General features: G+C 61.2%; 20 protein-coding genes. 16 read left to right on the plus strand and 4 right to left on the minus strand.

What is annotated here, in order from left to right; translation table 11 throughout:
• The first annotated feature begins 238 nt into the window (after positions 1-238).
• The 7 genes from JAO85_RS24440 (at position 239) to hemP (ending at position 5,054) form a co-directional block, all read left to right on the plus strand.
• A complete protein-coding gene (locus JAO85_RS24440) occupies positions 239-919 on the plus strand; it encodes a Fe2+-dependent dioxygenase (protein ID WP_012838987.1) in 681 nt (226 codons plus the stop codon).
• Positions 920-1,039: 120 nt separating this feature from the next.
• Positions 1,040-2,167: an alpha-hydroxy acid oxidase gene (locus JAO85_RS24445; RefSeq protein WP_202789224.1), complete on the plus strand. Its 1,128-nt coding sequence runs from the start codon at positions 1,040-1,042 to the stop codon at positions 2,165-2,167.
• A gap of 95 nt (positions 2,168-2,262) precedes the next feature.
• The gene (locus tag JAO85_RS24450) at positions 2,263-2,556 is read left to right on the plus strand and encodes a bacterioferritin-associated ferredoxin (RefSeq protein ID WP_034358951.1); all 294 of its coding nucleotides are present in this window, start codon (positions 2,263-2,265) and stop codon (positions 2,554-2,556) included.
• A 144-nt stretch (positions 2,557-2,700) separates the two neighbouring features.
• Entirely contained in the window at positions 2,701-3,429 is a 729-nt protein-coding gene (locus JAO85_RS24455; protein ID WP_012838990.1) for an energy transducer TonB, read from the plus strand.
• Between the two features lie 23 nt (positions 3,430-3,452).
• Positions 3,453-4,175: a MotA/TolQ/ExbB proton channel family protein gene (locus tag JAO85_RS24460; protein ID WP_003069935.1), complete on the plus strand. Its 723-nt coding sequence runs from the start codon at positions 3,453-3,455 to the stop codon at positions 4,173-4,175.
• A gap of 3 nt (positions 4,176-4,178) precedes the next feature.
• Positions 4,179-4,595: a biopolymer transporter ExbD gene (locus tag JAO85_RS24465; protein ID WP_039051230.1), complete on the plus strand. Its 417-nt coding sequence runs from the start codon at positions 4,179-4,181 to the stop codon at positions 4,593-4,595.
• Positions 4,596-4,844: 249 nt separating this feature from the next.
• On the plus strand, positions 4,845-5,054 hold the full coding sequence (gene hemP, locus JAO85_RS24470; RefSeq protein ID WP_003069932.1) for a hemin uptake protein HemP: 210 nt from the start codon (positions 4,845-4,847) through the stop codon (positions 5,052-5,054).
• 203 nt (positions 5,055-5,257) lie between these two features.
• Here hemP and JAO85_RS24475 read toward each other — a convergent pair whose 3' ends face one another.
• A complete protein-coding gene (locus JAO85_RS24475; protein ID WP_003053536.1) occupies positions 5,258-5,665 on the minus strand; it encodes a heme-binding protein in 408 nt (135 codons plus the stop codon).
• A 192-nt stretch (positions 5,666-5,857) separates the two neighbouring features.
• On the opposite strand from JAO85_RS24475, the gene JAO85_RS24480 reads away from it, so the two are divergent.
• From JAO85_RS24480 to JAO85_RS24490, 3 genes are all read left to right on the plus strand, one after another.
• Entirely contained in the window at positions 5,858-6,550 is a 693-nt protein-coding gene (locus JAO85_RS24480; RefSeq protein ID WP_003053535.1) for a Bax inhibitor-1/YccA family protein, read from the plus strand.
• Positions 6,551-6,695: 145 nt separating this feature from the next.
• Positions 6,696-7,049, plus strand: a complete 354-nt coding sequence (locus JAO85_RS24485) for a hypothetical protein (protein WP_003064119.1) — start codon at positions 6,696-6,698, stop codon at positions 7,047-7,049.
• Positions 7,050-7,359: 310 nt separating this feature from the next.
• A complete protein-coding gene (locus JAO85_RS24490; protein WP_012838992.1) occupies positions 7,360-7,860 on the plus strand; it encodes a DUF2325 domain-containing protein in 501 nt (166 codons plus the stop codon).
• A gap of 131 nt (positions 7,861-7,991) precedes the next feature.
• Here JAO85_RS24490 and JAO85_RS24495 read toward each other — a convergent pair whose 3' ends face one another.
• Complete coding sequence (locus tag JAO85_RS24495) at positions 7,992-8,210, minus strand: hypothetical protein (RefSeq protein WP_237734994.1); 219 nt, start codon at positions 8,208-8,210, stop codon at positions 7,992-7,994.
• A gap of 181 nt (positions 8,211-8,391) precedes the next feature.
• On the opposite strand from JAO85_RS24495, the gene JAO85_RS24500 reads away from it, so the two are divergent.
• Positions 8,392-9,027 carry a superoxide dismutase gene (locus JAO85_RS24500; protein ID WP_202789218.1) on the plus strand — a complete coding sequence of 212 codons (636 nt, stop codon included), beginning with the start codon at positions 8,392-8,394 and terminating at the stop codon, positions 9,025-9,027.
• 3 nt (positions 9,028-9,030) lie between these two features.
• On the plus strand, positions 9,031-9,948 hold the full coding sequence (locus JAO85_RS24505; protein ID WP_003064130.1) for a ZIP family metal transporter: 918 nt from the start codon (positions 9,031-9,033) through the stop codon (positions 9,946-9,948).
• A gap of 35 nt (positions 9,949-9,983) precedes the next feature.
• On the opposite strand, the gene rlmD is transcribed toward JAO85_RS24505, so the two are convergent.
• Entirely contained in the window at positions 9,984-11,483 is a 1,500-nt protein-coding gene (gene rlmD / locus JAO85_RS24510; protein ID WP_202789219.1) for a 23S rRNA (uracil(1939)-C(5))-methyltransferase RlmD, read from the minus strand.
• Positions 11,484-11,635: 152 nt separating this feature from the next.
• Positions 11,636-11,947, minus strand: coding sequence for a hypothetical protein (locus JAO85_RS24515; RefSeq protein WP_202789220.1), 312 nt, complete (start codon positions 11,945-11,947; stop codon positions 11,636-11,638).
• 231 nt (positions 11,948-12,178) lie between these two features.
• On the opposite strand from JAO85_RS24515, the gene JAO85_RS24520 reads away from it, so the two are divergent.
• The 4 genes from JAO85_RS24520 to JAO85_RS24535 are packed head-to-tail and all read left to right on the plus strand — an operon-like array spanning position 12,179 to position 14,553.
• Entirely contained in the window at positions 12,179-12,718 is a 540-nt protein-coding gene (locus JAO85_RS24520; RefSeq protein WP_202789221.1) for a GbsR/MarR family transcriptional regulator, read from the plus strand.
• Between the two features lie 47 nt (positions 12,719-12,765).
• Positions 12,766-13,650, plus strand: a complete 885-nt coding sequence (locus JAO85_RS24525; RefSeq protein ID WP_054075569.1) for an NAD-dependent epimerase/dehydratase family protein — start codon at positions 12,766-12,768, stop codon at positions 13,648-13,650.
• Positions 13,643-14,080, plus strand: a complete 438-nt coding sequence (locus JAO85_RS24530; protein ID WP_202789222.1) for a DoxX-like family protein — start codon at positions 13,643-13,645, stop codon at positions 14,078-14,080. Before JAO85_RS24525 ends, JAO85_RS24530 begins: the two co-directional genes overlap by 8 nt.
• Positions 14,077-14,553 carry a DUF2269 domain-containing protein gene (locus JAO85_RS24535; protein ID WP_039051225.1) on the plus strand — a complete coding sequence of 159 codons (477 nt, stop codon included), beginning with the start codon at positions 14,077-14,079 and terminating at the stop codon, positions 14,551-14,553. Before JAO85_RS24530 ends, JAO85_RS24535 begins: the two co-directional genes overlap by 4 nt.
• Positions 14,554-14,746 lie beyond the last annotated feature (193 nt).

Here is a 14,746-nt window from a genome sequence, read left to right on the forward strand (position 1 = left end):
CCCCAAAGCCCCGCAGGCCTCTGATGCCAGCGGGGCTTTTTACATGCACACTTGGCGGGTCAAGCGCATTGCCGCTCGCAAAGCCTGATCTTTGCCATCAAAACCATAGCTTATAGCGCCTGTCCACAAATGTTTTCAAGCCAATAAGTCATTGAAAGCTATAGGCATCAAGCGCTACCCGCTATGGTTAATGATGTAACCCGGATCATCAACAGATAGATATCGCCTCACTCCTGCCATGTTGCTACGCATCCCCAGCCTGCTCACTCCCGATGAAGTACGCCACTGCCGTCAGGCGCTGGAAGCCGCCAGCTGGCAGGACGGAAAGACCACGGCCGGCCACGTGGCCGCTCAGGTCAAGAGCAATCTGCAACTGCCGCTGGACAGCAAGACCGGCCAGCAGATAGGCGATCTGATCCTGGACCGGCTGGGCCGCAACCCGCTGTTCATGTCGGCAGCCCTGCCGCTCAAGGTCCTGCCGCCGCGCTTCAATCGCTATGAGGGTGGAGGCACTTATGGCAACCATATCGACAACGCCTTCTTCACCATTCCGGGCACGGCCATCAAGGTCAGAACCGATGTCTCCACCACGGTGTTCTTCAGCGACCCCGACGAATACGAAGGCGGCGAGCTGATGGTGGAAGACACTTTCGGCCAGCAAAGCGTGAAGCTCGCGGCCGGCGATGCCATCGTCTACCCCGGCACCAGCTTGCACCGAGTCAACCCCGTGACGCGCGGCACGCGCTATGCCTCGTTCTTCTGGACGCACAGCCTGGTCAAGTCGGCAGAGCAACGCCGTCTGCTGTTTGATCTGGACCAGAGCATTCAGCAACTCACGCAAGAACAGCCCGAGCATCCGCGCATCGCCGCCCTCTCGGGTACCTATCACAATCTCTTGCGCATGTGGTCTGAAAGCTAGCCCCCTGGGAGACGACAGCCTGCGCTGCCGGGTAGCCCTCGCCGGCTGTCTCCCCCTACACCGCACCTGCTTTGCTGCCTCGCCCCCATCCAACCGGCTTGATTTATGACTGTTGAACCTTTGAATGCCGCTGGCCAGCCCGTCAAACCGCCACTGACGCAGATTTCCGCGCAGATAGGTTCCCTGGCGGACTACGCCCGGCTGGCCCGCGAGCATATGGAGGCTCAGGCCTGGACCCACCTGGAAAGCGGTGCGGACCAGGGTCTGACTCTGGCCCACAACCGCCAGGCCTTCGACCGTATCCGTCTCTGTCCTGAGCCGCTCGCCGATCTGTCCGCCGCGCATACGCGGCAAAGCCTGCTGGGCCAGAGTCTGGACTGGCCGTTGCTGCTGGCACCAGTTGCCTATCAACAGCTGGCGCATCCCGAAGGCGAACTCGCCACGGCGCGCGCGGCCATGGCCATGCGCACCGGCATGGTGGTCAGCACCCTATCCAGTTGCACGCTCGAAGAAATCGCCCAGGCCGCGCAAGCTGCAGCGCAGGAGCTGGGGCGCAGCGGCCCGCTGTGGTTCCAGCTCTACCAGCAGCCAACGCGCGAGCACACGCTGCAGCTGATTCGCCGCGCCGAAGATGCCGATTATCAGGCGCTGGTCTGGACGGTGGACGCCCATATCAAGCGCTCCAGCTACCCGCTGCCGCCAGGCGTGGAGGCCGTCAATCTGCGTGGCATTCCCCAGCAACGGCAGACCGGCGATCTGATGAGCGAGCACATTCTGTTCGGCAGCGAGCTGGCCCGAGGCGCGCCCACCTGGGACGACCTGGTCTGGCTGCGTCAGCAAACCCGGTTGCCGCTGATCGTCAAAGGTCTGCTCTCGGCCCGCGCCGCCGCGCAAGCCGTGGAGCTGGGGGCCGATGCCATCGTGGTATCCAACCATGGCGGGCGAGTGCTGGACACCGCCGTCTCCCCCCTCGAAGTGCTGCCTGCCATTCGCGCGGCCACGCCTGCCCATATTCCGCTGCTGATGGACGGCGGCGTGCGCCAGGGCACCGATGTGCTCAAGGCCATCGCCCTGGGTGCCAGCGCCGTGCTGCTGGGCCGGCCGCAAATGCATGCCCTGGCGGCGGCCGGTATGCTGGGGGTGGCACATATGCTGTATCTATTGCGCGCCGAGCTGGAGCTGGCCATGGCCCAGACCGGTTGCGCCAGCCTCGATCAGATCGCTCCCCGGCTTTTAACCACTTGCTGATTGTGCGTAATTTGGCGGCATGCGTTGCAAATGCGATGGATTCTCATTTATACTCCGCCTATTACATCAATAGCCAGCAACAACTGCCTGTAGCCATGATCGTCTGTGTATGCCGCCGGGTTTCTGACCGAGAAATAGCACGCCACGCGCATGCGGGGATGAGCTTTGACGAAATCCAGTTTGAATTGGGTGTTGCCACACAATGCGGGCGCTGCGAAGGCTGCGCACGCGATGTCGTCGCCCAGTGCAGTGCAAGCCATCCGATCGCGGCCATCCACAACGAAGCGCAATCCTGCGCGTCGGTGCAGACGGTTCAGCTTGCCACCAACATTCTGGAAAGCAAAGCATGGCCCACCTCTCCGTCCTCTCAGCCGTCTTTGGCAGTCTGATTCTCGTGATGGTATGCACCTGGTGGATCCTGCGTGAATGATGCGATCCTGTCTGCGTGCCCTGCTTCCTGTGCCTGCTATTGCCGGTTGACCAGCGCTTTTCCTTTCTGATCCCAGCCTGCGCTGGTTGCTCTTCTCGTTCTTATGTCCCAGTCTGATCGATTTGCACCTGCCAGCGGCCCGAGCCGCAATATGGCAGTTGCTGGTGCTGTGGTTGTCGTGCACGCTGCCGCCCTGTGGGCCATGCAGCATGGCCTGGCACAGCAAAAGCCGCCAGAGATAGTGATTCCCGCCAGCGTGATTGCCCAGTTTGTGGCACCGCCGGCTGCCGAACCTGCCCCGCCGGCCCCTCCCCCTCCACCCAAGCCTCCGGCGCCAGCGCCCAAGCCCGAGACCAAACCGCAGCCCAAGCCCGAGGTCAAGAAGACTCCGCTGCCCAAGGCCATCAAGGACCCGACACCGGCACCGGCTGCACCTCAGGGGGCATTGGAGGACAGCGACAGCAAACCGGACAAGACACCGCCGGCGCCACCCGCGCCCCCGGCACCTCCGGCTCCGCCTGCGCCTCCCGCACCACCAGCTCCGCCCAAGATCGAGCAGCCATCGAGCAATGCGGCCTATCTGAACAACCCCGCTCCCGCTTATCCTTCGGTCAGCAAGCGCATGGGGGAACAAGGCAAGGTGCTGCTGCGCGTCTATATCAACGAGCAGGGCCAGCCCGAGAAAATCGAAATCAAGCAGTCCAGCGGCTTTGAACGCCTGGATGACGCCGCCGTCAACACCGTGCGCCAGTGGAAGTTTGTCCCCGGCAAGCGCAACGGCGTGGCCGAACCCATGTGGCACATCGTGCCCATCAACTTTGTTCTCAAATAAATCTGCAGTTCTCAGGAGTACCCATGGAATCCCAATTCGGCATTGCCCACGTCTGGACACAGGGCGACTTCGTGACCAAAGGCGTGGCCATCATCTTGCTGGTCATGTCGGTGGCCTCTTGGCTGGTCATCATTCTCAAGGCGCTGGATATTGTGAAATTCAAGAAGTTCGCCACTCAGGCGCAGGACTTCTGGCACAGCCCCGATCTGGCCACCGGCCTGGAAAAGCTGGGTGACGACAAGCAGAACCCCTTCCGCTTCATGGTGCTCGAAGGCCGTGAAGCCTCCGCCCACCACCGCAAGACCAGCGTCCACCTGCATGACACGCTGGACATCAGCGACTGGGTGACCCGCTGCCTGCGCAACGGCATCAACGAATTCACGGCCCGCCTGCAATCCGGCCTGGCCATTCTGGCCTCCGTGGGCTCGACCGCCCCCTTCATCGGCCTGTTCGGCACCGTCTGGGGCATCTACCACGCTCTGGTGGCCATCGGCATGTCCGGCCAGTCATCCATCGATAAGGTGGCCGGCCCCATCGGCGAGGCGCTGATCATGACCGCTCTGGGCCTGGCCGTCGCCATCCCCGCCGTGCTGGGCTATAACGCTCTGGTACGTGGCAACAAGGGCATTTTGAACGCCCTCAACAGCTTCGCCCACGACGTGCACGCCTACTTCGTGACCGGTGCCCGCGTTTCCGTGGACGGCCAGGTCTCTGGCAATGTGCTGCCCCTGAAGAAAGGCGCCTAAGCCATGTCATTCGGAACCATGGACGATGGGGACAGCGATGATGTGATGAACGAGATCAATATGACGCCTCTGGTGGACGTCATGCTGGTTCTGCTCATCATCTTCATCATCACCGTGCCCGTGATGAAACACTCGGTCAACGTGGACCTGCCCCGCGCCACCAACCAGCCCGAGGACACCAAGCCTGCCACCGTGCAGCTGGGCATCACGGCCGACGGTAAATATTCCTGGAACGGCCAGGAAATCGGTGACGAGCAACTGGAGACCAATCTTCAGACCGAGGCCGCCAAGGAGCCGCAGCCCGACCTGCATATCCGCGGCGACAAGGAAGTGCGCTACGAGCGCGTGGCCCAGGCCATGGCCGCCGCCCAGCGCGCTGGCGTCAAGAAAATAGGCTTTGTGACCGACCCATCCAAATAAGCCCATGCTTGCAAAAAACGGCCCTCAGGGGCCGTTTTTTATTGTGGAACCTGCATCAAAACAGCACTCAAGCCGCCCGGCACAGGCACAAACTGCTGATGGACCGCAGGCACAAGTCTTCAGATGCGGCGGGACAGATTCCACATTAAAAATAAATGGCAGTTTTTTGCGAATGAGATTAAGTATCACTTGCTTTTCAATTGAGAATTGTTATCATTACACCAGTTTTTGATCTTAAGGAATCACGGCATGTCTGCACCGCTTGTTGCGACCTCACAGCCCAACAACCGTAGCACCCCCTCCATGGCTGCTGCAACCCCCTCAGCCGCTTCCGGCTCCAGCCTGGGCCTGGACAGCGCCCTGCTGCTCAACGGCCAGAAGGCAGTCACCATCCTGCACAACGGCACTCCTTATCGCCTGCAGGCCACCAAGCTGGGCAAGCTCATTCTGACCAAATAAACCGTTTCATCGTGGGGCGACACTGCAAGTGTCGATTCGCCAGCCATAGTCGTTGTAGAGCACCTGCCCTCTCTTGTGCTTACGCTTCACATAGCCACGCGTTTTTTCCTCATTCGCAACCCGCCAAAACAAAACCCCTGCGCGCATCAAGCGGCAGGGGTTTTGTTTTGGACTCTGCCGCTGCAGCGGCAGAAATCAAGCCATTACAGGCCCAGGGCTGCGATGCCGGCCTTGGCAACCTGTGCGTCTTCGTTGGCCTTCACACCCGAGACACCCACAGCGCCCAGCACCTGACCGTCCTTGACGATGGCCACGCCACCTTCGAGCAGACCGTCCACAAACGGAGCGCTCAGGAAAGCGGTACGGCCATTGTTGATCATGTCTTCAAAAGCCTTGGTGTCCTTGCGGCCCACGGCTGCAGAGCGTGCCTTGGCGGGGGCGATATGCGAAGAGATGGGAGCAGCACCATCCATACGCTGCAACAGCAGCAGATGGCCGCCGTCGTCCACGATGGAGATCGTCACGGGCCAGTTGTTCTTCAGTGCTTCAGCTTCGGCAGCCGCAGCGATGGCTTTCACATCGGCCAGTTCGAGTTCGTGCTTGGTCTTCATAAGATAAAAAGCTCCGTTGGATTGTCAATGCAGCAAGCATATTCTGTACTTTGCAGGCAAAAGTAGATGCGATGTGAAAAACATTCCATCCTAAAACTGCCGCATTGCAACGGGGTATTGCAAAGGCTTCTCAAGACCCCCACCTAGAATGACAATGTTTCAACACACAATTCCTGAAGGAGGAATGGCTACATGAACGAACAAGTCACCACACTGGGCTCTGCGGGCTACGGTGTCTCGCAGCAAGAGCGCAACCGTGTCTTGCGCAATACCTACTGGCTGCTGGCACTCAGCCTGATCCCCACCGTGCTGGGCGCTTGGCTGGGCGTAGCCACTGGCATGACTCGCGCGCTGACGGGCGGCGTGGGCCTGATCGTGTTCATGGTCGGCGCCTTCGGCTTCATGTTCGCGATCGAAAAGACCAAGCACAGCGCCGCTGGCGTGCCCGTGCTGCTGGCCTTCACCTTCTTCATGGGCCTGATGCTATCGCGCCTGATCGGCATGATTCTGGGCTTCTCCAACGGCACCCAGCTGATCATGACCGCCTTTGCCGGTACTGCTGGCGTGTTCTTCGTGATGGCCATGCTGGCCACCGTGATCAAGCGCGACCTGTCGGGCATGGGCAAGTTCCTGTTCGTGGGTGCTCTGGTGCTGATGGTAGGCGCCATCATCAATGTCTTCGTGGGTTCCACGGCAGGCATGATGGCCATCTCCATGCTGGCCATCGGTATCTTCTCCGCCTACATGCTGTATGACCTCAAGCAGATCATCGACGGCGGCGAGACCAACTACATCAGCGCCACCCTGGCCCTGTATCTGGACCTGTTCAACGTGTTCCAGAGCCTGCTGGCCCTGCTGGGTATCATGGGCGGCGACCGCGACTAAACCTCGCCACCACCCAAGCAGAAAGGAGTGCCTTGCGCACTCCTTTTTGTTTCCGGTAACCTTGACGTCAAGCGCGGTCATCGCATTGATGGATATTTCAGTCATGGCCTAAATTTCCGACTGCCGCTGCCGATAAGCAGACAAGATGAAGCCAAACCACCTTCCCCGCGCACTTGCCATTGCCCTGCTGCCTCTGGTACTGGCAGGCTGCAAGATTGAAGACATTCCGGGCCTGGGTCCAGACCCACGCACCGTGGCGCGCGAGTCCGAAGCCAAGGCCATTGGTGGTGCCTGTCGGCATGCCATGCGCGGGCTGGAGGATTGCTACGTCCTCAACCCCAAGGCGCCCAAGGCGCTTGTGTTTGCGGGCTGGAAGGACATGGATGAATACATGCGCTCCAACAAGATCGAAGGCGTACCTTCCGTACTGGGTCAGAGCGCAGCCGAAAAACGCAGCACTGCGGAGCCCGAAAACAGCGCCAGTCGCAACCGCAGCTGAAATCGCTTGTGCCAGGCCCGGATCATGAGTTCCGGGCCAGTGCCAGCCAACGCCCCCACAGGCCGTAGCAACACTGCTACGGCTTTTTTCATGTTCGACATCTCTCACGCCAAGCACCTCGGATGTCATATTTCCTTTATGGACTTTGAACACAAACAATTCTCATTTATATTCATTGACTATTGATTCCATTCTTAGCCGCACATACGCGCATCCCAGCGACAAGTTCTGTTGTGCTCTCAACCATGGGGACAAGACTGCCGTGCCAGATGATGACTTCAACCAAATACGCCTTGAGCATGAGGCCCTCATGCTGACCTATACGGAAGTGCAGACCCGCTGCACGGCACAGATGCAGTCGCTGGCACGGGAAGTCGAAGCACTCCGGCAGCAGCTCGTACAGCTCAGGGCCAAGGTCATTGTCCGCGACAGCGCTCTTGCCTGGGAGCGTGAGCAGCGCCACGCCCTGGCCCAGGCGATGGCACTGGATCTGCTGCGGGAAACACCTCAACCCACAGCTGAACAGACAGTGTCCGGCATCGACTGGCCTTTGGTTGAGGATACCGACACCCAGGCCTTGTCCGAGCAGCAGCTACTGGAAGACAGTCTGCACGCCGCCGACCTGGTAATTTGCCAGACAGGTTGCATCAGCGATGGAGCCTACTGGCGCGTGAAGGATCACTGCAAGCGCACCGGCAAGACCTGCCTGCTGGTGGATCAGCCGACCGCCTTGCGGGTGGTTCGCATTCACCCATCGGGAGAGAACGGAAAGGTCGTTGCTGCCCAAGCCTGCATCGAGGGTGCTCCATGAGCCATGGCACAGGAAAAACCTGGGCTGCAGATTTGCTGTCTGCCTGGAAGCAGCAGACCCGCACAGCACTGGCCGCAACGCTGGAGCATCGCCATCTCTCCGCACTTGAACACTATAGACATGCACAACAGCTAGGCTTGCAGTTGCTGGTCGCGGAGTCCGGCGATATTGCCGACGATGACCGTATCGCCGCTTATGTGGTTGCCCACCTGAATCTGGCAGATGCCCTCGTCGAAGCGGACCGGGCGGGCGCTGCATTTGAATGCCTGCATGAGGCGCAACAGGCCCTGATGCCATTGCTGCAGCAGGACTCCACCCGCCAGTCCCTGAGTCTGGCGATATATCGTCATCTGCCGCAGCTCCTGGCCGCGCAGGCTGAGCACGCGGCAGCACGGCCCCATAGCGCCTGCGGCATCTGCGCCCCAGCACCCGTCCACCTTGCCAGCAACAGGCACTCTCGCCTTGCCAGCTTCGAGTCCGCGCATTCATCAATGCACTGACTCCCTTCTCTCACCGCCAAGGCTTTTACTCATGAGCTACACCCTGCCCCCACTGGCCTACGACTACGCAGCGCTGGAGCCGCATATCGATGCGCAAACCATGGAGATTCACTACTCCAGGCACCACCAGACCTACGTCAACAACCTCAACGCGGCACTCGAAGGCAGCGAGTACGCGCAATGGCCGCTGAACGATCTGCTCGTCAAGATCGAATCGCTGCCTCAGACGCTGCGCCAGGCCGTGCGCAACAATGGCGGCGGCCATGCCAATCACAGCTTGTTCTGGCAAGTCATGTCTCCCAAAGGGGGCGGCCTGCCGCAGGGCGCTCTTGCGGCAGCCATTGACAGGGACCTGGGCGGCTTCGAGAACTTCAAGACCGAGTTCACCAAGGCCGCCATCAGCCGCTTCGGCAGCGGCTGGGCCTGGCTCAGCGTGGACCACAGCGGCAAGCTGCATGTGGAGAGCAGCGCCAATCAGGACAGCCCTCTGATGCCTGGCATTGGCAGCGGCAACACACCAATCCTGACCCTGGATGTCTGGGAACACGCCTATTACCTGAAATACCAGAACCGCCGTCCCGAATACATCGCCGCTTTCTACAACGTGGTGGACTGGGACGAAGTGGCGCGCCGCTTCGCTACCGCCACCCAGGCTGTCAGGAGCTGAACCATGGGCCCGGACGGACTGCAGACCGCCTCTTCCAGCCATACCCCTCTGCCGCTCAGGACCAGACTCGGGCTGCTGATCTCTGTGGCCGGCGCTCTGGTGCTGGCATCCATGCTCTGGAAACAGCTGCAGAGCAATCCCGCAGCACTGAATGCTCTGCTGGGCGGCAGCGTGGCGGCGCTGGCAACGGCGCTGGGCGCTCTGCCTGTGCTGCTGACCCAACATCCATCCGAGCGCACGCAGGACACTCTATTTGGCTTTGGCGCAGGAGTGATGCTGGCCGCTTGCGCCTTTTCATTGATTCTGCCCGGACTGGAAGCCGCCAGGGCCGCCACCCCGAGCGGGAGCAGCGAATGGCTGGGCGGTGCCATGATCGGCGTCGCCATTTTGCTCGGCGGTGCCGCTCTGCTGGCCATGGACCGCCTGCTGCCGCACGAGCACTTCATCAAAGGCCGCGAAGGCAGCCATGCCCGCCAGCTGCGACGCACCTGGCTGTTTGTGATTGCCATCACCCTTCACAACCTGCCCGAAGGTCTGGCCATCGGCGTGGGCTATGCAGCCAACGACGGGCTGCGCGCAAGCTCGCTCACGCTGGGCATTGCCATACAGGATGTACCCGAGGGTTTCGTGGTCGCAGCCTCTTTGCTGGCTGCCGGCTATACCCGAGGCTTTGCGGTAGTGCTGGGTGCACTGACAGGGCTGGTCGAGCCTCTGGGCGCCGTGATCGGCGCCATCGTGGTCAGCAGCTCCACCATGCTGCTGCCCTGGGGCCTGGGCTTTGCAGCCGGGGCCATGCTGTTTGTCATCAGCCACGAAATCATTCCCGAATCCCACCGCAAGGGCCATGAAGCCTGGGCCACCACAGGACTCATGCTGGGCTTTGTGCTGATGATGATTCTGGATACGTCGCTTGGCGGCTGAACTGCGCCGCTCAGGCGCAGTTCAGGGCTTGCTCGCTATGCCCGCTCGAAAACGGCCATGGACTCCACATGCGCCGTATGCGGGAACATGTTCACCACACCCGCCGCCACACAGCGATAGCCGGCCTGGTGCACCAGCAAGCCTGCATCACGCGCCAGCGTGGCCGGGTTGCAGCTCACATAGACAATGCGCTTGGGGAACTGCCAGCTTTCCTGACCCTCGGGCAGCGGAGGCAGCAAATCGGGCTGCTCTTCGCTGGCAACGCCGGTCTGCTTGGCGCCGATGCGGATCTGGTGAATATCGGCCAGTGCCTTGGACAGGGCAAACGCACCTTCACGCGGAGGATCGACCAGCCACTTGTCGGAGTTGCCGTCGGCAATCAGCATGGCGGGAGTCATCTCGAACAGATTGCGCGCCACAAAGCTGGTGGAAGCCAGCTTGTCGTCTTCGCTACGGGTGGCGTTGTTGGCCGCATAGTTCTCGTGCGAGCGCTTGACCAGGGTTTCCGAACCTTCAATGCCCAGTACCTCGCGCGCCATGGTGGCAATGGGCAGCGTGAAGTTGCCAAGACCGCAGAACCAGTCGATGACGCGCTCGTCCTTTTTAGCATCCAGCAGGCGCAGCGAGCGCGCGACCAGCACGCGGTTGATATGTGGATTGACCTGGGTGAAGTCTGTCGGCTTGAACGGCATGGTGATGCCGAAGTCCGGCAGACCATAGGACAGCTGTGTACCGCCTTCTTCCATCAGGTGCACGGTATCCGGACCCTTGGGCTGCAGCCACCACTGGACGTTCTGCTCGGCAGCAAAGTCGCGCAGGCGCTGCTTGTCGGCATCCGACAGAGGCTCCAGATGACGCAGCACCAGGGCAGTGACATGGTCGCCGCAAGCCACTTCGATCTGAGGACAGGTTTCGCGCGCATCCATGCTGGCGATCAGTGCGCGCATGGGCATGAGCATTGCATCCACATGGGGCGGCAAAATCTTGCAAACCTCCATGTCCGCGATGTAGCGGCTCTTGCGCTCGTGGAAGCCCACCAGCACCTTGCCCTTCTTGGCCACATAGCGCACCGACAGGCGCGAGCGAAAGCGATAGCCCCAGGCCGGGCCTTCGATGGGGCGCAGCAGCGTCTCGGGCTTGACCTTGGCCAGATGCCAGAGGTTGTCTTCCAGTACACGCTGCTTGATGGCGACCTGGGCCGCCACATGCAGATGCTGCATCTTGCAGCCACCACAGGCGCCGGCATGCAGCCCGAAATTAGGGCAACCGGGCGTCACACGCTGCGAGGACTCGCGGTGGATTTCAGTCAGCGTGGCCGCTTCCCAGTTGTTCTTCTTGCGATGGGTGTTGGCGCTGACGATTTCACCGGTCAGGGCGCCGTCGATGAAGACCACCTTGCCGTCGGGCTTGCGGGCTACGCCCTGGGCATCCATGTCCATGGACAGCACTTCCAGCCAGCCCTCGGGCAGCGCCGGGGCATCAGACGGGACTTCGGGCAGGTTTTCGGGAATTTTGTTGTCGCGGGATTCACTCATGGTGCCCGATTGTCTCAGGCCACCCCATACCCGAGAGCCGACCACGGCAAAAAACTGCATGGACGCCCATATCACGCGCCCAGCCGGTAGGCCCTCTGCAAGGCAAAATCAAGCCTCAATGTGCCGCCGAAGCTTGTCTGACAGCTATGCAATCAGAAGCGTTGCTCTTCACGCAGCCTGCGCTCGCGGCTATTGCGCGCCGCAGCAATCTGGGCGCGCTCGGCGATCAGGTTGACCTCGGTGGCACAGTTGTACTCGTCGAGCGAGAAAAACATGCGGGCTCCGGGGGAGAGCTGCGACACCGTCTGATGCAGGGGCAGAGACAGGTCGACCGGCGCCACATTGGAGCGATAGATCAGCTCGTTATTGGGTGCATAGACAAAATAGCAGGCAGCCGATGCGACCTGGGCCCAAGCACAGGCCGACAGAACCAAGGCGGCACGCAGGACGGATGCAGCGGTCATGAACTCTCCCTTCCCTGACGGGGCTCCATGCCCCTGTAATGCGGCTATTTTACGATTAGCGACGCAGCGACCGGGTCGATGCGAAATTTCTTCATTGCAAGAAAATTGCTTGCCGCCATGCCCCCCTATGCGCACAGCCTGCACAAACACCTTGCGGATCCCGCTCGGGCATTCGCACGAATATAAATTTCTGTATTGACAGAAATTTCAAGCAAGACCACACTTCATCTCATGCAACTGAGTCCTATCGCTGAACGCTTTGTGCATCACTGGGGAGATATGGGCAACGCCTGGGGCGTGAACCGCACGGTGGCACAAATTCATGCACTGCTGTTCTTTCATGGCCGTCCCCTCAATGCCGACGAAATCTGCGAAACCCTGGGCGCGGCACGCTCCAACGTCAGCAACAGCCTCAAGGAGCTGCTGAACTGGAACCTGATTCGCAGCAGCCGCAAGAGCGGTGACCGGCACGAGTATTTCGAGACCTCGGCCGATGTCTGGGAGCTGCTGCGCACCATTGTGCGAGAGCGCAAGCAGCGCGAGTTCGACCCCACCAGCGCACTGCTGCGCGAATTGATCGCCCAGCCCGAATTCGAGCAGGAAACGCCCGATGCCCAGGACCGCGTGCACGAGACGCTGCGCCTCATGGATTCGCTGGGCATCTGGACCGACGAAATGCTGCGCCTGTCTCCAGCCACGCTGGACAAGATCCTGCGCCTTGGCGCCAGCGTCCAGCGCTTTGTCCGAGGCAAGGATGGCGGCAACGATTGAAGCCAAACTGAATTCTGTCAAGGCAGAAAACTGCAAAGGAGTAGCGTATGCGAGTTCTGATCTGCGGCGGCACAGGCTTTCTGGGCCGACATATCGTGAATGCGCTGGCCCTGCTGGACCACGACCCCGTGGTGCGCAGCCGCCACAGCCAGCCGCCGCTGGACTTTGGCTCCTGCACCACAGCCGAGGCATGGCTTGAGCATCTGCAGGGCATCGATGCCGTCATCAACGCCGTCGGTGCTTTGCGCGACAAGCCCGACCAGGATCTGCAGACCCTGCACTCTCTGGCTCCCATCGCGCTGTTCGATGCCTGTGCCCAGGCCGGCGTGCGCCGCGTGGTACAGGTCTCGGCCCTGGGCGCGGGTCAGGGCGGCACCCAGTACGCAAGCACCAAGCGCGCAGCCGACGAGCATCTGCTGGCGCTGGGCAGACAAGGCGGGCTCCATCCCGTTGTCGTGCGACCCAGCATCATCTTTGGTGCGGGCGGAGCCAGCAGCCAGCTGTTCCTGAATCTGGCCAGGCTGCCCGTTCTGCTGCTGCCCGAACTCATGCGCAGCAGCCAGATACAGCCCGTGGCCGTGCGCGACCTCGCCGAAGTGCTCGCGCATATGGCGACATCGGACACATCCGAAGGTATCGTCGAAATCGGCGGCCCCCAGCCACTTTCGACAGAAGCCTTCATCGCCAGCCTGCGCAACCAGATGGGTTACGGCCCGGCATCGGTATATGCCCTGCCCGACTGGATGAGCAAGGGCAGCGCCAGAGTCGGCGACCAGATCCCTTCCCTGCCCTGGTGCAGTGAAACCATGGCCTTGCTGGAAAACGACAACGTTACCGATCCTCAGACCCTGGCCTCGCTGCTGGGGCGCGCTCCCGTGGCTCCGGATGCCATGCTGGCCACCTTGCCCAAGGAAGGCCGCCGCCATGCCTGAGTTGCAAAACAGCAGCAGACCCAACCCGCAGAAGCAAGCTGCCCAATTCATGCACGCGAGTCTGGTCGTCGTCTGGCTGGGCACGGCTCTGGTCAGCGCACTGGACTATCTCGGACTCTCGGGCCTCAACCACGAAGGTGCCCGCTTGCTGGACCAGGGCGGCATTGGCGATACACGCTGGCAGGCACTGCTCATCTGGTCCGGCCTGCTGGCCGATTTGGCTCTGGGTCTGGCCTTGCTGCTGCGTCCAGGCCGCGCCATCTACCTGAGCGCCCTGCTGCTGATGACGGCCATGACCGTGATCGGCACGGCTCTTCAACCCACGCTGTGGCTGCACCCCCTGGGGCCGCTGCTCAAGAACCTGCCCATCGCCGCCATGCTGTGGTTCTTGCTGCAAACAGATCACTCGTACAACAGGCTTGAATCATGAATACCTATCTGTTGCTCAAGACACTGCACATCCTCTCCAGCGTGCTGCTGGTCGGTACCGGCCTCGGCTCGGCCTTCTACATGTTCTTTGCCAACCGCAGCGGCTCGGTCGCTGCCCAGGCAGTGGTCAGCCGCCTGGTGGTGCGGGCCGACTGGTGGTTCACTACTCCCTGCGTCTTCATTCAGCCGGTCACGGGCATTGCCATGGCCTATCTCGCAGGCTGGCCGCTCACCACTCCCTGGCTCACGCTTTCGCTGGGCCTCTATGCGCTGGCCGGCATCTGCTGGCTGCCCGTGGTCTGGCTGCAGATCCGCATGGCGGCGATGGCGACCCTGGCGCATAGCCAGAGCCAGGCCCTGCCGCCGCTTTTCCGGCAATACCAGTTGCGCTGGGAGGCCCTGGGCTACCCTGCCTTTGTGGCCATGGCTGGCACCTATTATTTGATGGTGAACAAGCCACAGCTCTGGGGCTGAGGCGCCTGCCATGATCGGCTCGTCCACACCTCGCTCATCAAGAAGGACGGCAGCCCGCTCATTGCAGCGATAGCGGCCATGCCGTCTCAACCTTTTGCGTCGGCTAGCGAAACACACCAATCGCTTCCACAAGATTCTTCACCTGCCATTGCATGCTGCTCGACGCCTGCGCCCCCTGGGTCACCAGTTGCGC

This window comes from Comamonas sp. NyZ500, assembly GCF_016772095.1.
GTDB classification, from domain to species: Bacteria; Pseudomonadota; Gammaproteobacteria; order Burkholderiales; family Burkholderiaceae_C; genus Comamonas; species Comamonas thiooxydans.